Source organism: Lysobacter antibioticus HS124 (assembly GCF_000336385.2).
Classification (GTDB): Bacteria; Pseudomonadota; Gammaproteobacteria; order Xanthomonadales; family Xanthomonadaceae; genus Lysobacter; species Lysobacter firmicutimachus.
On record NZ_HG424450.1, the window covers coordinates 1 to 18974 of the forward strand.

Below are 18974 nucleotides of genomic sequence, written 5' to 3' on the forward strand. Positions count from 1 at the left end.
TCTTGTACAGCAACGACTTGTCGATGGGCTTCCCGACGATCTCTCGCCCGTTCCTAGTGGTCCAGAACTTCGAGGTCGCGCCGCGAGAACGCAGCTTGGCCACCAACTGCGCGGTGGGGACGCCCTCTGCGACTTGTTCGAAAATCCAGCGAACCAACGGCGCCTCCTTTGGGTCGGGTACAAGACGACGATTCCGTAGGTCATAGCCTAGTGGCGGGACGCCGTGCATCCACAGACCCTTCTTCTTGCTCGCGATCATCTTGTCGCGGGCGCGGTCCACATCGAGATCTCGGTCGAACTCAGCGAACGACATCATGATGTTCATCATGAGTTTTCCGATTGCATCTGCGGTGTTGAAATGCTGCGTGATGGATACGAATGCTACGTTGTTCTCCTGCATCACCTCCCAGTACAGGTGGACGAAGTCCCGGAGGCTTCTGGACAAGCGGTCCAGCTTGTAGACGAGGACGACATCAATCTTTCCTGAACGGATATCAGACAGAAGTCGCTGTAGCGCCGGTCTAAGCATTGTCGCCGCCGAGAAGCCAGCATCGTCGTAGTCATCGCTTGCCGGAATCCAGCCTTCGCATCGCCGACTGGCGATGTATGCATGCCCCGCATCGCGCTGGGCTTCAATAGAGTTGTATTCCCGCTCCAGTCCCTCCTGAGTCGACTTACGAGTGTAGACGGCGCACCGGAGCCGCTTTTGGTCCGTTCGCTCACTCATCGCCCTTCCCCTTTGCTTTCGCGGCGCGAAGCCCGAAGAACACCGGGCCAGACCAGGGCGTTCCAGTGATGTACTTCGCTATCGCAGACAGGCTGGTGAAGCATTGGCCGCGATAGTCGAAGCGACCGTCGGGCATGACCGTCACAACGTGGTCCTCGCCGCCGAAGTGCCGGACCATAACGGAGCCCGGCATCGGCTTACCGTTCCGCACGCGCGGGCCAATCGTTCCCTTCTCTACGAAGGCATCGATGCGCACGCGGTTGTCCTCTAGCTTGGCGGCATGGGTCCTGGCCCACTCCAGTTCCTGTAGGCGGTAAGCGATGCGGCGCTCTAGGAAGCGGCGCTGGTCGACGATCGGTTCCTGTTCGAACAGCTGGCGCCACTGCACTTTGAGTTCGGCCATGGTCATCTTCGGTAATGCCATGACGCGTGCGACGGTGTTCGAACTGATACGAGGAGCGTCTAGTTTCATCGGCGGGTTGGACGTGGTTGGTCGGGGTGCGTATGCACGCTTCCCGCGCGGGATAGTGCAACCCCCTTCTGGGTCCAACCAACAGGCGCTGAGCCAGTGCGGAAACGAACGAGAGCAAGCGCGAGCAGTTTCGCTACGGCCTGCCGGCGTTGATCTGGAGGCAGTGCGGCGGCATTGATGGGCGTCGTGTTCAAGCTCGGACCTCGTGGTGCAGTCCGGTGGCGAACTCGTACGCAACGATGTCGTCGGGTCGATACCGTACCGTTCCAGCGCTGAGCAGGACGAACGCTGGGCCGCGTCCCTGACTGCGCCATTTGCGAATGGTGCATTCGTTGATCTGCCAGCGCTCGGCCAGGGCGCGAGTACGCAGCAGGGAGATGGGGGCAGACGAGGAGGGGGCAGGGGCGGGCACGCATCGTTTCGATGGGGAACATGCGTGGAAGGCTAGGACGGCCGGACGCCAATCCGAGAAACGCGATTCCGCTAAACAGAGCTGGACTCAGCTAGCCCAAGCTAATCCAGACTTATCGCAGGTAGGCCGAGGCGCTGGGAGAAGCGGTCCCCGAGCTCGGCTTGTATCAAATGCCCCTGCCGATCCAACCATCGCGCGACCCAGCCCGCCGCCGCTGCGGACGTTCGGAACGGTCGGTCGATTTGCATGGTGCGCGCCTTGTGCCGGCGGATGGTTGCGGTACAGGTCGCACCGTTCTGGCCGATGGTCGCTAGCCAAACCTCTGGTGCGGCGTCAGGCACGGCGATGCAGCGGCGGCTGGCCCCCAGCCCGGCCACCTCCCAATGAAAACCGCTGGGTAGCTCGGCGAGAATCGCGGTCGTCCTGTCCATTGGGTGAACGCTACCCCTGTCCCGTCGCAAACGCCGAGACCCATTGGTCGGGAGAGCATGGGTTCTGCGTCGTACACTTTGGTGGGCCATGGCAACCGGAATCCAACTTTTGGCAGTGGATCGCCGGCAGTTCTGTGGCCGCAATGGATGTCACATCACCAACAGGGGCTGCAATGAAGTTGTCGAACGAGGAGAGGCTGATCGTGGCCATGCTGGCGAGCGTCCAGCGTAGGCTTGGCATCATGGAGGAGCACGATGAAGTTGATCCGGACTTCGTCATGGGAGCGATCTATGCGGAGCAGCAGTGGGCAATCGCCGCCCGCTATCCGGGACTGTTCTCCCCGGAAGCGCTGCCCCCGGTGGTTAGCACGGTCCAGGAGCACCTTTCCATGTGGACTGCATTGGAACGTTGCTACGCGGAGCTGCCCCCCGTCGAACAGGAGCGCGTCGCGGCCGCGGTCGGACCGAGCCGGACGCCGGTGCGATTTCCGGGCTACGACGCTCAGCACGAACGAGACTACTTGGCCGTGACGCGCTTTACGGTCGAGTACATGCAGATGCACATGGAGCTGGCCGACCGAGCCGACTACATCGCCGGCCAGCAGATGCTGCCGCGCTACGAGGCGATGATCGCGCGTTACCGACAAGAGAAGGCATCCGCGGACGCGGACTCCCTGGCCCCCGAGCAGTTGATTCGGGTGTTGCAGGCTGCCGAGTGACCAGGCCCCCGGCTGGCCGGGGGTGCCCGGCCAGCTTTGGCGTTCACTGCGCCGCTGTCGCCTCCAGTAGCTGTCGGGCGCGCCGCTTCCCGAGCTTCCGCAGCGACGCCAGCTTCACTACGAAGTTGTCGCTGGGCGTCTTGCCCGATTCCCAGAGGTAGATCGAGCCGACCGACGAACCGGCCAACCGACCGAGCTGAGCGGCGCTGAGGTCCAGACGAGTTCGCAGCTCGACCAGCGCATGGGCCGAGAACCAGTCGCGTGCTTCCTGGAGGGAGACCTGCGAGGGGCGGCGCGGCTTGCGCGCCCCCTGTCTGGCCGGGGAGGAGGAAAAAGTCCGACCGCGCTTTAGCTCGATCAACTCCTTCTTTTGTGCGGCGATCCGCTCAAGCAGAGGCGCGATCAGCAGCCGAGCTTCTTTCCGAGCGATACGAACCATGTCGTTCTTGAGCTTTGCTTCCTTGGCGATCATGTTGAGTCCTGGGGTTGGGGGAAGTGGGCATTGCGTTGGGCGAGATGAACGGTCCCGTGGCGGGGTACGGACCGCCTCAGTCCACATCGTCGCGAATCCAGACGAAACCGTCGGCGACGCCGATGAAGTCGCGAAACTCGCGGCGGGTGCAGATCTGCTGCAAGCTGCGGATGTCGCGGTCGTAGTTGGCATCGGTGACCGCATCGGACAGACGGTGGTGCGCCCGCCCACGCTCGTGCGCGCGGGTGATCGAGGCGACAAAAGCGCGTTGCTTTCCGCGCAGGCTTAGCTGGCGATGCCGGACCCTGAGCCAGGCATTATCCGGCCCCATTTCGAACCACAGCGGCTTCTCGCTACCAGCGCTCGAATGCGGCCGCGGGTTTCGCGACGACGGATCTGCACGGATCTGACGCTCGATCAACGCCTCGCGCTCCAGCCACAGGCCGTTGGTCTCGAGCTTGGCCACCCCAATGAGCGGCACGACGGACCAACCTGGCTTGCCAAGCGCGTCATGATGCATCCGCGACGTGGTCAGGATGATCAATCGCGACGCGAGGATCTTGCGCAGGGCATTGACCACCTCCGTGTAGTCGACCTGCCATCCGCAGCGCAATAGCACGACTGAGACGTCGCCGCGTGGCGTATCGATGCTCGCCAAGTTCCACAAGCGTTGTGCCAACAGCACGGTCGGCTTGGCTCGCTCGCCGGCCATTTGACGGCTCAGGGTCTCGGGCAACCATTCGCGTTGCAGCTGCACCGACTCGAAAGGTGGCCCTTGCGATTCGACTTGGCCACCGCACTCCATGCACGGCAGCAAGCGGTGCTCGCCGGCTTCGTAGACATGTCGGGCCTGCTGTCGTCCGCAGTCCCTGCACTGGACGCGGCGTGTTCGCCGAGGCGCGTGGAATGCGCCCAGCGCAGCGAGATCGGTCATGACGTCTGCGCCCTTCGCGGGCAGCAGGGCGTCGACCGGTTCGCTTTCGAACCAGCGCAAATAGAGATTGAGCACGCAAGATACTTCCTTGAGGTTTTTCTGGACGCAACCCGTCGATCAGGCCTTTTCCGGCCCGATGCAGTACGGCTCGTCGGAGTAGGTGCAGCTGCGGGTTACGGCGAAATCGAGCGATGTCGCCGCGATCCGATCTGGGCCGGATTCGGTAGGTGCGGTAGCTCGCATCGGCCTACAGAGGAGGCGACGCGGGTGGAGGCGCGGAATCGATCAGCGCAACGTTGGCGATGGCAGGAACGAGTAGTACGAGTGAGGTGCAACAGTCCTTTGTTCATGGGGAAGTCCGGGGGGATGACCACTTCGAGTGGTGGTATGTGACCTTGATCGCAGCCTATCGCGCACATGAACAGGCCGCAATACGACTCGTGCGACTCGGACGTCATGAGACGGTTCTGGATCGGTTCGATTCATGCTTCGTTACGCTTTCGCCGCTTCGCGGTGCGAATTTCGAGCTGATCTCTAGCAACTTATATCAAACACGGCTTCAACCTATAGCGGCTTTCGGAAGACCCTCGCGTCCTCGGCACACCGTGCCGTTGATCGAACCGAGGAGTGATGGAGTGAGCAGCAACAACCTTTCCCCTGAGCAGCTCGCCGCGCGCTGGGAAGTCACGCTCGATACCTTGCAGCGCTGGCGTCGCGAGAAGGTCGGCCCGCGCTTTTTCAAAGTCGAGCGCCGCATCCGATATCGCCTTGAGGACGTCGAGGCCTACGAGAGCGCGTCGCTGCGCTCATGCGGCATCGGCGCCGCGGGAGCCGCGGCATGACGCTGTTGGAGCGTTGCATCGGTCGCCCCGCATCGGAGCTGGCCGAGTACCCACCGGAGATGCTGCTGGATCTGAAACTGCAGGCCGCAAACGCAGTCGCCAGTGCGAAAGCACATTACGACGTCATCGATCGAGCGCTTGATCTTCGATACCACCGGATCGCGGAACAACAGCGAATGGCTGAGGGGAAAGACACCGGGACGGTGACGTTCCGCGACGGCGTCGTTCGCGTCAGCGTCGAGCTACCCAAGCGCGTCGAGTGGGATCAAGCGCAGTTGGGCCGAATCGTCGAACGCATCCGCGCAGCCGGTCAGGACCCTGGCGAGTTCGTGGAGATCAGTTATCGCATCAGCGAGGCCAAATACGGCGCATGGCCAGCGTCGATGCGCGCCTCATTCGATGCGGCACGCACGCTCAAAAGCGGCAAGCCCACGTTCCGTCTGTCGTTGACAGAAGGTACACCGTGATGTTCGTCTCAATTTTGAGTGGCGTAAGCCAGGCGCCGAGCCAGCCCATTGCAGGCGAGCACTTGCCGGGAGGGGACTGATGACTCTGCCGATTATCACCGCCACCCAGCGGTTGGCTGAGACGCGCGGCGTCAAAGGCGTGTTGGTAGGACGCTGGGGTCTGGGTAAGACCTACCAGCTGTGGTCGCTGGACCCGGCCACCACCCTGTTCGTGGACATCGAGGCCGGCGACCTGGCGGTCAAACACTGGCCCGGCGACAGCCTGCGCCCGCGCACCTGGGATGACTGCCGAGACCTGGCCGTGTTCCTGGGCGGCCCGAATCCGGCGCTGCGCGACGGCCAGCACTTCAGCCAATGGAACTACGAACAGGCCTGTCTGCGCTACGGCGATCCGCACGTCTTGGATCGCTACCGCACACTTTTCATCGACTCGATCACCGTCGCCGGTCGCCTGTGCTTCCAATGGTGCAAGGGTCAGCCGCAGGCGTTCTCGGACCGGAACAACAAGCCCGATCTGCGCGGGGCGTATGGCCTGCTCGGTCAGGAGATGGTGGCGTGGTTGACCCATCTCCAGCACGCGCGGGACAAGCACGTCTGGTTCGTCGGCATCCTCGATGAACGGACCGACGAGTTCAATCGCCGCTACCACGAACTGCAGATCGACGGCTCCAAGACCGGCCTGGAACTGCCGGGCATCGTGGACGAGGTGATCACGCTGGCCGAGATCAAGCCCGCCGAGGGTGAGCCCTATCGCGCCTTCGTCTGCCAAACCGCCAATCCCTGGGGCTATCCGGCCAAAGACCGATCCGGCCGCCTCGACCTGGTCGAGCCCCCGGACCTGGGCCGGCTGATGCGCAAGCTCGGCGCGCCCGAGGCCGCCGCGGCCGACGCTCCTCCCCTTCACTAATTCGCAGGAGACGCGATGTCTAGCTGGAACGACTTCAACAGCGCCGAGAATCCGGCGTTCTCTCTCATCCCCAAAGGCACGCTGGTCAAGGTCCGTATGACGATTCGACCGGGTGGCTACAGCGACGAGGCCAACGGTTGGCGGCACGGCTGGGCGACCCGCAAGCCCGAAACCGGCGCCATCTATCTCAATGCCGAGTTCGTTGTACTCGAAGGAAAGTACGCCAGGCGCAAGCTGTGGTCGTTGATCGGCCTGCACAGCCCCAAGGGGCCGACCTGGGGCCAGATGGGACGCAGCTTTATCAAGGGCGTACTCAACTCCGCGTTCGGGCTTCATCCGGACGATCAGAGCGCGGCGGCGCAGGCAGGTCGCTGCATCGAGAGCTTCGCGGACCTGGACGGCATCGTGTTCGCCGGTAAGGTCGACTGGGAGAAGGGTAACGATGACGACGACAAGGCAGTGGTCAAGGTTCCGATCATGCCCGACCACCCGCAATACAAAGAGGTCATGGGAGCGGCGCCGCCCTCGCGGACCAGCCCGACGGCGGCGCCGGCCCGCCTCGCTACCGGATCGCCGTCGCCGGCCGCGAGCTCGCCCGTTCCCAGTCGCCCCGTGTGGGCAGAGTAGCGCGGGCAACGGCCGATGACGCGAACCTCACCCCTGCAGGACCGGCATCCGAACCAGCACGGCATCTACATTGAACTGCGCAAGCTCTCCGGCGCCGACCTGGACGCCCTGGTTCAGCACTACCAGCACCAAGCTGAGCTGCACCGGGCGCACGCCCAAGCGTTGATCGCCTACCGCGAACGCGTGGTCGACATGTCCCGCCATGGCCGATGACGCCGTGCTGGGCCTGTGGCAGGCCGGCGCGTGGGTTCGGTCATCTGGACCTGCGCCGCCGAATCGGTGATCCGCGGCGGACACCGTACCGCTGGGCGTTCTGCTCGATGAGCTGCCAGAACGCCTTCCATCAACTCTACGACACCCGACGCCGGAGCGATCCGGCGTCGATAGAGGAGCTTTTGCCCGTGACCCACCCGCTGACCCCTGACGCGCAGCGCGCCTGCTTGCGCGCGCTGGCTTCCGCCGCCGCTCGCGTCGGCTTCGATGTGCCGCTGGCGAAGTACACCCAAGTGCAAGCCACCGAGGTGATCGTGGCCGTGACGATGGCCTACGAGAAATCGCTGCATGTGCAGTCCGAGCCGAGCAACAAACCGAACAAGACGCTCACCGACGACGCGCCCTTCGACGACCCCATCCCCTTCTAGGCCGCCATGCTCGACTTCAACACCCACGATGTCTCCGAGCATCTAGGCGGACTGGTGGATGCCGCGATGGAGCGCGAGGCGGCGACCCTGCCGCCGCGTGCCTATCTGGGCGCATCCAGCCTCGGCGAGGACTGCAGCCGGCGGCTGCAATTCCAGTACTTCGACGCTCCCAAGGACGTCGGCCGCCACTTTCCCGGTCGACTGCTCCGGGTGTTCGCACGCGGCCACCGCGTCGAGGATTGGATGGCCGACTGGCTGCGGCTCGCCGGGTTCGACCTTCGCACACGTAATGACCAAGGAGCGCAGTTCGGCTTCGCCACGGCCGATGGCCGAGTGCGCGGTCACGCCGATGGCGTAATCGTCGGAGGTCCCGACAGCTTCCACTACCCGATGCTCTGGGAGAACAAGGCGGTCGGCGCCAAGACCTTCCGCGAGTTGCAGAAGAAGCGACTCGCCGCCAGCCGGCCGGTCTACGCCACCCAGATCGCGCTGTACCAGGCGTATCTCGACCTGCACGAACACCCGGCGCTGTTCACCGCGATCTGCACCGACGACATGGCGATCTATGCCGAGCGCGTGGCGTTCGACCGTGGCCTGGCGCAGCGTGCGTCCGATCGCGCCGTCGAGATCCTGCGCGCCTGCGATGCCGCTGAGCTTCTGCCCCGGATCAGTACCACCCCGGTCCACCAGACCTGCCGTCAATGTCCCTGGCAGGACCGTTGCTGGTCCGTCCCCCTCTCCCCCACGCTCCATTAATCGAGATCCTCATGAACGCTGACTACCGCTCCGCGCCCGTCTGCGCCAGCTCCACCTTCGCCACTGCGGTCATTGACCTCCCCGATACGACCCAATACGAGATTCACCAGGTGCTGATCACGCCCGCGGTCGCGACCGCGTGGTTGCGCCGGAACGAAGCCAATCGACGACTTCGCCAGCGCGCGGTGACGCAGTACGTTCACGACATACAGCGCGGCGCTTGGAAGCCGACGGGCGAGACCATCAAGTTCAGCACGACCGGACGCCTGCTCGACGGCCAACACCGATTGGCGGCAGTGGTCGAGTCCGGGGGGAACGTGCGGATGTGCGTGGCCACGGGCCTGGACAACAGCGCATTCGACGTCATCGACACCGGCCGCTCACGAACCGGCGCGGATGTGTTGGTGATCGAAGGCGTCGGCCTGCGGGAGTCATCGACCGTCGCCGCGGCGATGCCGCTGATCCTGAACTACCAGCGCGGCTTGATCCCGCACAGCCGTGCGCGCTACCCCAACCAGGAATTGATCGAGGCCTGGAACACGCAGGCGGCCATCCGACGCAGTAGCCAGTTCGTCGCCAAGCTGCCGCGCAAGGTCATGCCGGTGGGTCATTCCAAGGCGCTGTTCCTGCACTGGGCGTTCTGCCAGCGCAACATCGACGCGGCCGACGAGTTCATCGAGCGGCTGTTCACCGGCGAGCACCTGGGCAAATCCGAACCGCTCTACCACCTGCGGCAGCGGCTGCTGCAACTGCGCATGACCGGCCAGTCCATCCCAGACACGGTGATGCTGCATGCCGCCATCAAGGCTTGGAACGCGACCCGCTCGGGCCGGACGTACTCGACGTGGCGCCCGGTGTTCCCGCGCTCCGATGAAACCTTCCCGGAGATCGCACGATGAGTCTTTCGTTTCACCCGCTTTGCCTGAGCCTGCCCGACATGACGCCGGACGCCTTCAAGGCCCTGGTGGACGATGTTCGCCGCAACGGACAACTTCGGGACATTGTGTTGTACGAGGGGATGATTCTCGACGGCCGTCACCGCTACCGCGCCTGTTTGGACAGCGGTATCGATCCGCGCATGGTCGAGTTCAGCGGCAATGATCCCGTTGCGTTTGTGATCAGCGAGAACGTGGCGCGACGGCACCTCAGTGAGTCTCAGCGCGCGATGGTGGCTGCTCAACTTGCAGTCTGGGGAAAGGGGAAGCCACGTAAATCGGAAAATTTTCCGATTAATGCCCCAAAGCAGCCACAAGTAGCTGAAATGCTTTCTGTTTCTGATCGAACGATTCGAAAAGCCTCCGAGGTCCGCAAGCACGGCGCCGCTCAGCTCGTGGCAAGAGTTGAGGCCGGGGAGATGACCGTCAGCGAGGCCGCCAAGATCGCGCAGCTCGGTAAGCAATCGCAGGAGCGAATTTTGGGTATCGAGGATCGCCAAGAGCGCAAGAAGGAGGTCGCAAAAGCCTTGTCGATCAGTCAGGGTCGGAAGAATTCGGGGCCGCGCACAGATTTCATCGAGTCGGTGGAGCAGGCGCCTTGGCTGGTGACGTTCATGGCAAGGCTGGAGGGCTTGATCCAGTGTGCGACGAACGCCGGCATTGATCCTGCCTCGTTGCGGGATCGTCTGGTGAATGAAACAAACTGGAACGACTCGCGCTTTGCGGAACGGTATGGCCGAGCGATGCCTTGGCTGGAGGCGATCGGACGGCTGCCGAAAGCACCGGATCGGGCGAGGCGGACGGTATGATGAACTTCAACGATGCCGATGCGCCGGAGAGCGCGCGCCGGCCGGAACGCGCCGAACGCGAAGAGGTGCGAGCGCTGCTTTTGCAGCGCTTGGAGGGCGTACTCAAATCGCTGTATCCGCAAGGCCGCACGCGCCGCGGATCGTTCAGCGTGGGCGACATCCACGGTTCCGCCGGCGACAGCCTGGAGATCGCTCTGGGCGGCGACAAGGCGGGACTGTGGACCGATCACGCCACCGGCGAGGGCGGTGACATCTTCGACCTGATCGCCGCACACGCCAACCTAGACGCGCGAGACGACTTCGCCATCGTCGTGGCCATGGCTGCCGAACTGGCCGGCCATGTGCCGCCATCGGTACCAGCGGAGCCGGGTAAGCGGCGCCGCTCCGAACCGGCGATGGACGAGCTCGGCCCGCACACCGCGCGCTGGGACTACCTGAGCGCGCAGGGCGAGCTGATCGCCTGCATGTACCGATACGACCCGCCTGAAGGCAAGCAGTACCGCCCCTGGGATGCCAAGCGCGGCAAGCACCAGGCGCCGACGCCGCGGCCGCTCTATAACCAGCCGGGTATGGTCGCGGCGCTGGAGGTGATCCTCGTGGAAGGGGAGAAGTCGGCCGATGCGCTGATCGCCCGCGGCTTCTGCGCCACGACCGCGATGAACGGCGCCAACGCCCCGATCGAGAAGACCGATTGGTCGCCACTGGCCGGCAAGCACGTCCTGCTCTGGCCGGACAAGGACAAGCCCGGCTGGGAGTACGCGATGCAGGCGGCGCAAGCGGCCCTCAAGGCCGGCGCCGAGTCCTGCGCCATGCTGCACGTGCCCGAGGACAAGCCCGAGGCCTGGGACGCGGCCGATGCCGCCGAAGACGGCTTCGACATCGACGGCTTCCTGCGCGCGGGCGAGCGCACGTACCTCGCGCCCGGCAGCGACGGTGCGCCGCCGCCGATTGACTTCGCCGGCCTGGACTGGAGCAGCGACGACGGCCTGGGCCTGGCGTTCACCCGCCACTACGCGGAGGACTGGCGCTACTGTGCGGCCTGGGGCCAATGGCTGAGCTGGACCGGCACCCGCTGGAACCCGGACCGGACCCTGGTCTTGCAGCACCTGGTCCGCGGAGTCTGTCGCGCGGCGCAGGTCTTCGCCGAGCGGCCGACGCAACGTGCGAAGCTGGCCTCGGCGTCGACCGTGGGTGGGGTGGAGCGGCTCGCACGCAGCGATCCGCGCCACGCCTCGTTTGCCGAAAGCTGGGACCGCGACCTGTGGGCACTGAATACCCCCAACGGCATCGTGGATCTGCGTGGTGGCGCACTGCGCCGACATGCCCGCGGCGAACACATGACCAAGCTGACCACGGCCAGCCCGGCGGGCGATTGCCCGACGTGGCGGCGCTTCCTGGGTGATGTGACTGGCGGCGACGGCGACCTGGCCGCCTATCTGCAACGGGTAGTCGGCTACTGCCTGACCGGCGTTACCACCGAGCATGCGCTGTTTTTCCTCTACGGCACCGGCGCCAACGGCAAGTCCGTGTTCGTCAATACCCTGGCCACGATCCTCGGAGACTACGCCACCAACGCGCCGATGGAGACCTTCATGGAGACTCGTGGCGACCGGCATCCGACCGACCTGGCCGGCCTGCGCGGCGCGCGCTTCGTCGCCGCCAGCGAGACCGAGCAGGGGCGGCGCTGGAACGAGGCCAAGCTCAAGGCGATCACCGGCGGCGACAAGATCAGCGCGCGGTTCATGCGCCAGGACTTCTTCGAATACATCCCGCAGTTCAAGCTGGTGATCGCCGGCAACCACAAGCCGGCCATGCGCAACGTGGATGAAGCGATGAAGCGGCGCCTGCACATGGTGCCGTTCACCGTCACCGTTCCGCCGGAGCGGCGCGACCGTCGCCTGACCGAGAAGCTTCTGGCCGAGCGCGACGGGATCATGGCCTGGGCGGTCCAGGGCTGTCTGGACTGGCAGCTGACTGGCCTGCGCGCGCCGCAGTGCGTGATCGACGCCACCGAGGAGTACTTCGAGGAAGAGGACCGCGTCGGCGAGTTCGTCGCCGAGGACTGCTACGTGCACGGCGATGCGCGGGTGTCGATCGAGGACGTCTTCCACCGCTGGCGCGAACGCGGCGAGCAGCGCGGCGAGTACATCGGTACGTCCCGCTGGCTGGTGCAGCAGTTGCTGTCCCGTGGATTCTCCCGCAAGCGCCTAAGTGGCGGCGTCAAAGGGCTCATCGGGCTGTCGCTCAAGCCGCGCTCGCAGAACAGCCGCCTTCCCTACGCCGATAACTGACCGAGTGACCCATTGAGGCCGTAGAATCGTAAGTTCCTTACGTGTGCGCGCGCACACACGCGTATAGACTTACGTTCTGACGGTCTTGTTTGGTCACTGCGGCATCGACCAAGAGACAAAACAATGACTTACGAAGCACGCGAGCAGGGTGAAGAGCCCGGCATCGCCAAAGCTGATCAGCTCTACCCATCGGCGCACTCCGGACACGACGACCAGGCGCCCACCATCCTCGCACTCGATCTGGGCACGAGCTTGGGTTGGGCACTGCGGTTCACCGGTTTGGTCATCAGCGGCACCGAGCACTTCAAGCTGGGTCGCTTCGAAGGCGGCGGCATGCGCTACCTGCGCTTCGCCCGCTGGCTGGATGAGGCCCGTGCCTTTGCCGGCCCATTCGAGGCGGTCTACTTCGAGGAGGTGCGTCGGCACCGCGGTGTAGATGCCGCGCACGCATACGGCGGCTTCCTGGCGCAGCTCACCGCTTGGTGCGAGCAATACGGGATTCCCTATCAGGGGGTGCCCGTCGGTACGATCAAGAAGTTCGCCACCGGCAAAGGCAATGCGGACAAGGCCGCCATGGTCGCGGCGGCGCAGCAACGGGGGCATCACCCGAAGGACGACAACGAAGCCGACGCGCTTGCCCTGCTGTACTGGGCGGTGGTTCAAGGAACGGCAGCATGAGCACGGTCTGGACGATCGACCGGGTCGCCGACCGCTTCCAAGAAGCGGCGATTACCGCGCGGCGTTTGCCGCCCGCACGGGTGCAGGGATACGCCTCGTTCTGGCCCGATATCCACCGCCAGTCGTGGGAGGGGTACGCCGACGAGCGCATCATTCTGCGCTTCGCTGCGTCTCCCGCCGCCATCGACCGTTTCGGCGAGACCGTGCGCTGGCTGCATTGGCTGGACGAAGAGCAGCGCAGGTTGATCTGGCTGCGAGCGCAGTACGTTCCCTGGCGCGAGGTCTGCAACCGCACGGGCTTGATCCGGAAGACCGCATGGCGCCGCTGGCAGCATGCGCTCAGTCTGGTCACGGTGCATCTCAACGGGACGTTGCCGCGATTTGCCGACGTCGAGATAGGTTTGGCGGCCGAGAGGATTCCGGCTAACGCAGGTCAACGCGGCTAATCGCAGTTCGGGGAACGCAATCCGCTGTCCCAAAACTCCAAGAATTGCCCTAGTCTGATCCCCATGCTGAGCGCGCTGTGCCATGAACGCGGCGCGGTCGCTAGGGCCAGCCCGGAGTGCCTCCGCCGCCTCCTTCCGCTCCGGGTTGGTCCGCCTTTCCTAATGGACGATTGCTCCAAAAACAAAACAGCCCGCGCCGGACTCGTAGGCGCGACCTGTCCGCGGGTCGCTTGCCGAAGCAGACTTGGGGAAGTCACGACCCACGGCTCGAACGTAGCACGGGAAATTGTGACTTTCAGCCGAGAGATCAGTGCTCCCGACGAACGGTCCCAGCCGTGTTATGGACATTCATTGCCGGCCTAAACAGCCCCGGGCTTGATCCACCGGCCTTCTGCAACCAAGCGGGCCAGAGCTGCACCTTCTTCGGTGTTCGGCCCCAGCGCAGCAATGACGTACTGCCACGTTCCCGCCTGGCGCCAACGGTGGTACCTCACGTAGATTGCGTGCGTCCCGCTCCATCCTTGCGACGCCAGCCTTGACCATCTTTGCCGATGCCGTGCGACCCAGAGTACTGCCGAGATGAAGCTCCGATACTCGGCTTCTGCATTGAGTAGGCGGGCTTCCAAGCCGCGTGGAATTTCAGAGACGATGGCCATCCATTGGTCGTCCGAAATGTATTGCGGACTCATTCCTGCTATATCAGCCCATCCAATCGCTTCGATCCTGTTTCACCAGCGCCAGCCCTGCTGCTTCCAAAGCGGCCTTAAGCCCAATGACGCCTGTGGAATTGATGGTGTCGAACACCACCACGGCGCGTTCGCCATCGTCGGCAACCAATCTGACATTCCAAGTCGCAGATATATGCGTAAGGCACTGGACGGCAAGTTGCCCCGCAGTGAAGGCTCTGCTATCGCAGATCCGAACCACCTTGAGTGTATGCGTGACCATTGCGTGGTCCTTTCTGCGTGATCGAACTAAGAACCGATTCACCGCCAGAGCATTGATCAGATCACGAGCGCCGGGTGAATCTCCACCGAAGACCAAAAGCCTCTAGCTGGGTCTCAAGATTGATTGGCGCACTCTCGCTTCGCGTTTCGAACGAAAGGTCCGCCTCATCGCCTTCTATTCGTACCACTTCGACATTACGAACCCCCGGTAACCGGTTGAGAACCACCATTGCGCGGATTGCCGCGAGATTATGCTCGACTAGGCTTGTGACGCCGACAGTAAACCTGGTCATGTAGCTCCTTGTTCAGTTGAAGCAGCATTGCAACGGAGCTGGTGCGGTCTGAAGTCAAAGAGAGAGTGGAGGGTCTGCTTGGTGAAGGCGTCGGGATATCGAGCTAGATCTCGAGGCTAACCTACGTCAGGCCGTAATGGTTCAGATTCGGATCGATCGATGAGGTGAGCGACTCGTTGGCCTGCTCGCTGGGCCACCGTGCCCAGCGCCGACCGATTCCTGGTGCGATCAGGTTTCGATTATATCACTAGGGTCCTTCCTTCAGCTTAGGTACATCGGGGGGCATGGCCGCAAAACCCCGCTAGCGTCAACTTTCTTAATCGGGTTCGCAGTCGCTGCGACCCGGTTCGCACTCGGACTTCCCTTGAGCCCTCAGATCGAACTGCGCCCGATCGAGGCGCTGATCCCGTTTGCCCGCAACGCACGTACGCACTCCGATGCGCAAGTCGCGCAGATCGCCGCCAGCATCGTCGAGTTCGGGTGGACGAATCCGATCCTGGTCGATGGCAACAACGGCATCATCGCCGGCCACGGCCGGCTGCTCGCCGCGCGCCAGTTGAAGCTCGCTCAGGTGCCGGTGATCGAGCTGGCGCATCTGACCCCGGCGCAGAAGCGCGCTTACGTCATCGCCGACAATCGCCTGGCCGAGAACGCGGGCTGGGACGAGGACCTGCTCCGGCTGGAGCTGGCCGAGCTGCGCGATGTCGAGTTCGACCTAGATCTGCTCGGCTTCACCGATGCCGAGCTGGACGACCTGCTCACCGACGACGACCAGACCGGGCTGACCGAGGACGATGCGGTTCCCGAGGTACAGGAACAGCCGATCTCCCGGCGCGGCGATGTCTGGATCTGCGGCAGCCACAAAGTGTTGTGCGGTGACGCCACCGACGCGGCGGACTACGGCGCGCTACTCGGCGACGAGCTGGTGGACATGACCTTCACCGATCCGCCGTACAACGTCGACTACGCCAACAACCCCAAGGACAAGCTGCGCGGCAAGCACCGCCCGATTCTCAACGACAATCTCGGCGGGGACTTCGGCGCGTTCTTGGAAGCCTTCTGCACCCAGATCGTCGCGCTGACCAAGGGCGCGATCTACATCGCCATGTCGTCGTCGGAACTGGATCGGCTCCAGACCGCGTTCCGCGCAGCCGGCGGCCGCTGGTCCACCTTCATCATTTGGGCCAAGAACAAGTTCACGATGGGCCATGCCGACTACCAACGGCAGTACGAGCCCATCCTGTACGGGTGGCGCGACGGCACGGAGCGCTACTGGTGCGGCGCGCGCGACCAGGGCGACGTCTGGTTCATCGACCGCACCAGCAAGAACGACCTGCACCCGACCATGAAACCGGTTGCGCTGGTCGAGCGTGCAATCCGCAACAGCAGCAAGAGCCGCGACCTGGTGCTTGACCCCTTCGGCGGGTCGGGCACGACGATGATCGCCTGCGAGAAGACTGGGCGCCGCGCGCGGCTGATCGAACTGGACCCGAAGTACGCCGACGTGATCGTCCGGCGCTGGCAGGACCACACCGGCCAGGCGGCGATCCGGCAAGGGGACGGGGCCCGCTTCGAAGATGCTGCCAGCGAACCTGAGCCGGTGGAGGCCGAATGACCCGCCCGGCCTACTACAACGAGAACGATCCCTACCTATGCGACTGGCTGCGCAACCTGATCCGGGCCAGGCAGATCCCGGCCGGCGACGTCGATGACCGGGACATCCGATCTGTTTCCGCCGCCGATGTCCGCGGCTACGCCCAATGCCACTTCTTCGCGGGCATCGGCGGATTCGCCTACGCCGCCCGGCTCGCCGGCTGGCCGGAGGACGAGCCCCTCTGGACCGGCGGCTTCCCCTGCCAGCCGTTCAGCGTCGCTGGGCGCCAACGCGCGCAGGCGGATGACCGTCACCTCTGGCCGGAACTGCATCGCCTTATTGCACAAGCGCGACCCGCTCTATTCCTGGGCGAGAACGTTGCTGGCCTCATCCCGTTGGGGCTCGACGGAGTTCTCGCTGACCTGGAAGGCGAAGGCTACGCCGGCCGGGCGATGGTTGTTCCAGCTTGCGCCGTCAACGCCCCCCATCGACGGGACCGGGTTTGGATCGTCGGCAAGCGTCTGGCCGACGGCCGTGGGGAACGACGACAACAAGTCGCCTGCGGCGCGCTTGGCGATGAAATCCCGGATGCCGGGCGGGCCGCGCAAGGCGATCACCAGCTTGCAGGTGGCGGCCAAGGCGGTTTGGCCGACGGCCACGGCGAACGATGCCGAGAAGCGCGGCGACTTTGCGGCCGAGCGACGCAATGGCCTGCCGGGGGTGGCGAAGGCGGTGTGGAGCACCCCGCGCGCGAGCGACGGGGAGAAGGGCGGGCCGAACCAGGCCTTCGGCAGCGGCAGCACGCAGCCGCTCCCGGCGCAGGCAGTATGGGCAACACCGACGACGCGGGACCACAAGGATGCATCGAGCGTTGGCAGCGCGCCGGAGAATGGGATGCTTGGGCGACAGGTCGCACCCTCGCCGGCCGGCGGATACCTGAACCCAGAATTCGTCTTCTGGCTCATGGGATACCCGGAAGAATTCCTCGGCTGCGCGCCGCCGGCAACGCGATCGTCCCGCAAGTCGCCGCCGAGATCCTGAGAGCACTGCGCCCCTGACGCTGCGCGGCGCGGGGCGACGGCCCAAGCATCAGGCGAGTTCGAACTGGCCGACGGTCCCGTTGTAGCGCAGTTGGACACCGCCGCGAATCGGCGTGCAGCCAACTACCCAGAAATTCAAGCGGTACAGATCCCGGTAGGCCAGCGCGTCTCGGGCTTGCGTGTCGGACAGGCCGACTTCGGTCAGGTACTGTGCCAGTTCGGCGTCGCTGCTGCTTTCATCGTTGGACAAGATCTCTTCGACCAGCTGAAGGAGCGTGGCCGGCAAGGCGGCGAGATCGTATTCTGACTGGGTTGGCACTGCGTCTTGCATGGTGGTTCTCCGTGGCTGGGAGGCCATGAACGCTTCATCGCGACGGAACATCAAGCGGATTCTCGTGTGATCTGCTGCTGGAATCGCGGCAGACAAGAACGAGACAGCGAGCCGGACAGGCGTCCGGCTCGCTGGGTGGGCTTACTCTTCTTCGTCGGCCTGCGGGCCGGTGTTGCCGGCGTCCGCTTGCGGCGCCTTGGTCGCGATGCGGTACACCCGATCGCCCTGGCCTTCCTTGGTGTTGGTCACGGTGTAGCCCTTCTTCTTAACCGCGCCGGCGAGGAAGCCGCGCACTGAGTGCTGCTGCCAGGCGGTCTTGGTCATGATCTCGGCGATGGTGGCGCCCTCCGGCCGCATCAGCATGCCGACCACCGTGGCCAACTTCGTGTCGCCGCGCTCGGCACGCTTCGGCCTAGCCGGTGCGGGTGCGGGCTCGGGCGCGGGAAGTGCATGGTCCGAACTCGGCTCCGTGCCTTCGCCCGCATCGGCCTCCGGCTCGGCACCTGCATTCTGGCTGGCGGTGTCCTCGCCAGCCGGCTCATTGGCGCCGATTGCCGCGTAGCCGGCGGCGGTGAGGCGGTAGCCGGCATCGTGCGCTTCGACCAGTTCGTTTCGCAGCAGGCCGCGCACGACGCTGGTGCGCGCGCCCCCCTGCAAGCTGGCGGGGTAGCGCTCGATGCGGCCTTCGGTGTCGAGGGCCAGTTCGAGAACGCTGCGCTGGTTGGGGGACAGTTCGATGGTGCTCATGGTTGTGCTCCTTGGATAGGGTGATGCAATTCGTATGCGCGGCGGGGACCAACCCATTCGCCGCTGGGGTCCAGCCCGCGACGAATCAGTTCGTCGCGAGCCAGTTGATTGAGGTCGAGGGCTCCGCTGGCGGCGACGACTAGCACCGAGCTGTGCACCGCCTTGAGGAACCTGAGTTCAGGGCTGCTCGGCAAGAACATCGGCGATGGCCTCGCGCATCTGGATCTCGCCGGAGACCAGCCCCAACAAGATGTCCCCGGGCAAGGTTTCCAAAAGCTGCTCGGCTCGGCGCTCGAGTTCGCGGGCGGCGGCGCCGTACCAGTCCGCGTAGGCGGTCAGCTGCGCCAGCTTCGCGCGGTCAGCCCGCTTCATGCCGCGCAGGAAATTCTTGAGCTGTTCGGTTTGCACTTTCATCGCTGGCCTCCGTGGCCGTCGTTGGTGTGGCGACATGAACGC

Annotated in this window: 24 protein-coding genes; 15 read left to right on the forward strand and 9 right to left on the reverse strand. The window is 64.4% G+C overall.

Features of this window, described 5'->3' with window-relative positions:
- Positions 1 to 727, reverse strand: a 727-nt coding sequence (locus TX83_RS02620) for a recombinase family protein (RefSeq protein WP_186442499.1), incomplete at its 3' end; no start/stop codon positions are given.
- Complete coding sequence (locus TX83_RS02625; protein WP_075574954.1) at positions 720 to 1199, reverse strand: DUF2924 domain-containing protein; 480 nt, start codon at positions 1197 to 1199, stop codon at positions 720 to 722. The genes TX83_RS02620 and TX83_RS02625, both read right to left, overlap by 8 nt.
- A 1016-nt stretch (positions 1200 to 2215) precedes the next feature.
- Here TX83_RS02625 and TX83_RS23150 point away from each other — a divergent pair.
- Positions 2216 to 2761: a YfbU family protein gene (locus TX83_RS23150; protein WP_064746369.1), complete on the forward strand. Its 546-nt coding sequence runs from the start codon at positions 2216 to 2218 to the stop codon at positions 2759 to 2761.
- Between the two features lie 43 nt (positions 2762 to 2804).
- On the opposite strand, the gene TX83_RS02640 is transcribed toward TX83_RS23150, so the two are convergent.
- Positions 2805 to 3233 carry a helix-turn-helix domain-containing protein gene (locus TX83_RS02640; protein ID WP_064746370.1) on the reverse strand — a complete coding sequence of 143 codons (429 nt, stop codon included), beginning with the start codon at positions 3231 to 3233 and terminating at the stop codon, positions 2805 to 2807.
- Positions 3234 to 3309: 76 nt separating this feature from the next.
- Positions 3310 to 4242 carry a hypothetical protein gene (locus TX83_RS23155; RefSeq protein ID WP_186442500.1) on the reverse strand — a complete coding sequence of 311 codons (933 nt, stop codon included), beginning with the start codon at positions 4240 to 4242 and terminating at the stop codon, positions 3310 to 3312.
- Positions 4243 to 4802: 560 nt separating this feature from the next.
- Here TX83_RS23155 and TX83_RS02650 point away from each other — a divergent pair.
- The 12 genes from TX83_RS02650 (at position 4803) to TX83_RS02700 (ending at position 13566) form a co-directional block, all read left to right on the forward strand.
- Positions 4803 to 5009, forward strand: coding sequence for a helix-turn-helix domain-containing protein (locus TX83_RS02650; protein WP_064746372.1), 207 nt, complete (start codon positions 4803 to 4805; stop codon positions 5007 to 5009).
- Positions 5006 to 5476, forward strand: a complete 471-nt coding sequence (locus TX83_RS02655) for a hypothetical protein (protein WP_064746373.1) — start codon at positions 5006 to 5008, stop codon at positions 5474 to 5476. Before TX83_RS02650 ends, TX83_RS02655 begins: the two co-directional genes overlap by 4 nt.
- Positions 5477 to 5555: 79 nt before the next feature.
- Entirely contained in the window at positions 5556 to 6383 is an 828-nt protein-coding gene (locus TX83_RS02660; RefSeq protein ID WP_064746374.1) for an ATP-binding protein, read from the forward strand.
- Positions 6384 to 6398: 15 nt separating this feature from the next.
- On the forward strand, positions 6399 to 7010 hold the full coding sequence (locus TX83_RS02665; RefSeq protein WP_064746375.1) for a hypothetical protein: 612 nt from the start codon (positions 6399 to 6401) through the stop codon (positions 7008 to 7010).
- A 15-nt stretch (positions 7011 to 7025) separates the two neighbouring features.
- The gene (locus TX83_RS22475) at positions 7026 to 7223 is read left to right on the forward strand and encodes a hypothetical protein (protein ID WP_141233312.1); all 198 of its coding nucleotides are present in this window, start codon (positions 7026 to 7028) and stop codon (positions 7221 to 7223) included.
- 188 nt (positions 7224 to 7411) lie between these two features.
- The gene (locus TX83_RS02670; RefSeq protein WP_141233313.1) at positions 7412 to 7651 is read left to right on the forward strand and encodes a DUF6511 domain-containing protein; all 240 of its coding nucleotides are present in this window, start codon (positions 7412 to 7414) and stop codon (positions 7649 to 7651) included.
- Between the two features lie 6 nt (positions 7652 to 7657).
- Positions 7658 to 8407 carry a PD-(D/E)XK nuclease family protein gene (locus TX83_RS02675; protein ID WP_064746377.1) on the forward strand — a complete coding sequence of 250 codons (750 nt, stop codon included), beginning with the start codon at positions 7658 to 7660 and terminating at the stop codon, positions 8405 to 8407.
- 11 nt (positions 8408 to 8418) lie between these two features.
- The gene (locus TX83_RS02680; protein ID WP_064746378.1) at positions 8419 to 9306 is read left to right on the forward strand and encodes a hypothetical protein; all 888 of its coding nucleotides are present in this window, start codon (positions 8419 to 8421) and stop codon (positions 9304 to 9306) included.
- Complete coding sequence (locus TX83_RS02685; RefSeq protein WP_064746379.1) at positions 9303 to 10151, forward strand: ParB/RepB/Spo0J family partition protein; 849 nt, start codon at positions 9303 to 9305, stop codon at positions 10149 to 10151. The genes TX83_RS02680 and TX83_RS02685 overlap by 4 nt, the downstream gene beginning before the upstream one ends.
- Positions 10151 to 12442 carry a phage/plasmid primase, P4 family gene (locus tag TX83_RS02690; RefSeq protein WP_261369985.1) on the forward strand — a complete coding sequence of 764 codons (2292 nt, stop codon included), beginning with the start codon at positions 10151 to 10153 and terminating at the stop codon, positions 12440 to 12442. Before TX83_RS02685 ends, TX83_RS02690 begins: the two co-directional genes overlap by 1 nt.
- A gap of 123 nt (positions 12443 to 12565) precedes the next feature.
- Entirely contained in the window at positions 12566 to 13120 is a 555-nt protein-coding gene (locus tag TX83_RS02695) for a hypothetical protein (RefSeq protein ID WP_261369986.1), read from the forward strand.
- Positions 13117 to 13566: a DUF6362 family protein gene (locus TX83_RS02700; protein WP_064746381.1), complete on the forward strand. Its 450-nt coding sequence runs from the start codon at positions 13117 to 13119 to the stop codon at positions 13564 to 13566. The genes TX83_RS02695 and TX83_RS02700 overlap by 4 nt, the downstream gene beginning before the upstream one ends.
- Before the next feature lie 359 nt (positions 13567 to 13925).
- On the opposite strand, the gene TX83_RS24140 is transcribed toward TX83_RS02700, so the two are convergent.
- Together TX83_RS24140 and TX83_RS22480 are read right to left on the reverse strand one after the other, a co-directional pair.
- Entirely contained in the window at positions 13926 to 14255 is a 330-nt protein-coding gene (locus tag TX83_RS24140; protein WP_075574956.1) for a transposase, read from the reverse strand.
- A gap of 10 nt (positions 14256 to 14265) precedes the next feature.
- The gene (locus tag TX83_RS22480; RefSeq protein WP_141233314.1) at positions 14266 to 14514 is read right to left on the reverse strand and encodes a hypothetical protein; all 249 of its coding nucleotides are present in this window, start codon (positions 14512 to 14514) and stop codon (positions 14266 to 14268) included.
- A gap of 656 nt (positions 14515 to 15170) precedes the next feature.
- Here TX83_RS22480 and TX83_RS02710 point away from each other — a divergent pair.
- Both TX83_RS02710 and TX83_RS24145 read left to right on the forward strand, forming a co-directional pair.
- Positions 15171 to 16421, forward strand: coding sequence for a site-specific DNA-methyltransferase (locus TX83_RS02710; protein WP_064746382.1), 1251 nt, complete (start codon positions 15171 to 15173; stop codon positions 16419 to 16421).
- On the forward strand, positions 16418 to 17458 hold the full coding sequence (locus TX83_RS24145) for a DNA cytosine methyltransferase (protein ID WP_075574957.1): 1041 nt from the start codon (positions 16418 to 16420) through the stop codon (positions 17456 to 17458). Before TX83_RS02710 ends, TX83_RS24145 begins: the two co-directional genes overlap by 4 nt.
- Before the next feature lie 31 nt (positions 17459 to 17489).
- On the opposite strand, the gene TX83_RS02720 is transcribed toward TX83_RS24145, so the two are convergent.
- The 3 genes from TX83_RS02720 to TX83_RS02730 all read right to left on the reverse strand — a co-directional run bounded on the left by TX83_RS02720 (position 17490) and on the right by TX83_RS02730 (position 18932).
- Positions 17490 to 17771 (reverse strand): hypothetical protein, encoded by a 282-nt coding sequence (locus tag TX83_RS02720; RefSeq protein WP_064746384.1) that lies wholly within the window; start codon positions 17769 to 17771, stop codon positions 17490 to 17492.
- A 141-nt stretch (positions 17772 to 17912) separates the two neighbouring features.
- Complete coding sequence (locus tag TX83_RS02725) at positions 17913 to 18518, reverse strand: DUF3489 domain-containing protein (RefSeq protein WP_064746385.1); 606 nt, start codon at positions 18516 to 18518, stop codon at positions 17913 to 17915.
- 177 nt (positions 18519 to 18695) lie between these two features.
- Positions 18696 to 18932, reverse strand: coding sequence for a hypothetical protein (locus TX83_RS02730; protein WP_064746386.1), 237 nt, complete (start codon positions 18930 to 18932; stop codon positions 18696 to 18698).
- Positions 18933 to 18974 lie beyond the last annotated feature (42 nt).

Excerpts from the sequence above, each read along its gene's own strand:
- TX83_RS02625 (WP_075574954.1), bottom strand. The coding sequence starts at position 1,199 with ATGAAACTAGACGCTCCTCGTATCAGTTCGAACACCGTCGCACGCGTC.
- TX83_RS23150 (WP_064746369.1), top strand. The coding sequence starts at position 2,216 with ATGAAGTTGTCGAACGAGGAGAGGCTGATCGTGGCCATGCTGGCGAGC.
- TX83_RS02640 (WP_064746370.1), bottom strand. The coding sequence starts at position 3,233 with ATGATCGCCAAGGAAGCAAAGCTCAAGAACGACATGGTTCGTATCGCT.
- TX83_RS02655 (WP_064746373.1), top strand. The coding sequence starts at position 5,006 with ATGACGCTGTTGGAGCGTTGCATCGGTCGCCCCGCATCGGAGCTGGCC.
- TX83_RS02660 (WP_064746374.1), top strand. The coding sequence starts at position 5,556 with ATGACTCTGCCGATTATCACCGCCACCCAGCGGTTGGCTGAGACGCGC.
- TX83_RS02665 (WP_064746375.1), top strand. The coding sequence starts at position 6,399 with ATGTCTAGCTGGAACGACTTCAACAGCGCCGAGAATCCGGCGTTCTCT.
- TX83_RS22475 (WP_141233312.1), top strand. The coding sequence starts at position 7,026 with ATGACGCGAACCTCACCCCTGCAGGACCGGCATCCGAACCAGCACGGC.
- TX83_RS02675 (WP_064746377.1), top strand. The coding sequence starts at position 7,658 with ATGCTCGACTTCAACACCCACGATGTCTCCGAGCATCTAGGCGGACTG.
- TX83_RS02680 (WP_064746378.1), top strand. The coding sequence starts at position 8,419 with ATGAACGCTGACTACCGCTCCGCGCCCGTCTGCGCCAGCTCCACCTTC.
- TX83_RS02685 (WP_064746379.1), top strand. The coding sequence starts at position 9,303 with ATGAGTCTTTCGTTTCACCCGCTTTGCCTGAGCCTGCCCGACATGACG.
- TX83_RS02690 (WP_261369985.1), top strand. The coding sequence starts at position 10,151 with ATGAACTTCAACGATGCCGATGCGCCGGAGAGCGCGCGCCGGCCGGAA.
- TX83_RS02695 (WP_261369986.1), top strand. The coding sequence starts at position 12,566 with ATGACTTACGAAGCACGCGAGCAGGGTGAAGAGCCCGGCATCGCCAAA.
- TX83_RS02700 (WP_064746381.1), top strand. The coding sequence starts at position 13,117 with ATGAGCACGGTCTGGACGATCGACCGGGTCGCCGACCGCTTCCAAGAA.
- TX83_RS24140 (WP_075574956.1), bottom strand. The coding sequence starts at position 14,255 with ATGAGTCCGCAATACATTTCGGACGACCAATGGATGGCCATCGTCTCT.
- TX83_RS22480 (WP_141233314.1), bottom strand. The coding sequence starts at position 14,514 with ATGGTCACGCATACACTCAAGGTGGTTCGGATCTGCGATAGCAGAGCC.
- TX83_RS24145 (WP_075574957.1), top strand. The coding sequence starts at position 16,418 with ATGACCCGCCCGGCCTACTACAACGAGAACGATCCCTACCTATGCGAC.
- TX83_RS02720 (WP_064746384.1), bottom strand. The coding sequence starts at position 17,771 with ATGCAAGACGCAGTGCCAACCCAGTCAGAATACGATCTCGCCGCCTTG.
- TX83_RS02725 (WP_064746385.1), bottom strand. The coding sequence starts at position 18,518 with ATGAGCACCATCGAACTGTCCCCCAACCAGCGCAGCGTTCTCGAACTG.
- TX83_RS02730 (WP_064746386.1), bottom strand. The coding sequence starts at position 18,932 with ATGAAAGTGCAAACCGAACAGCTCAAGAATTTCCTGCGCGGCATGAAG.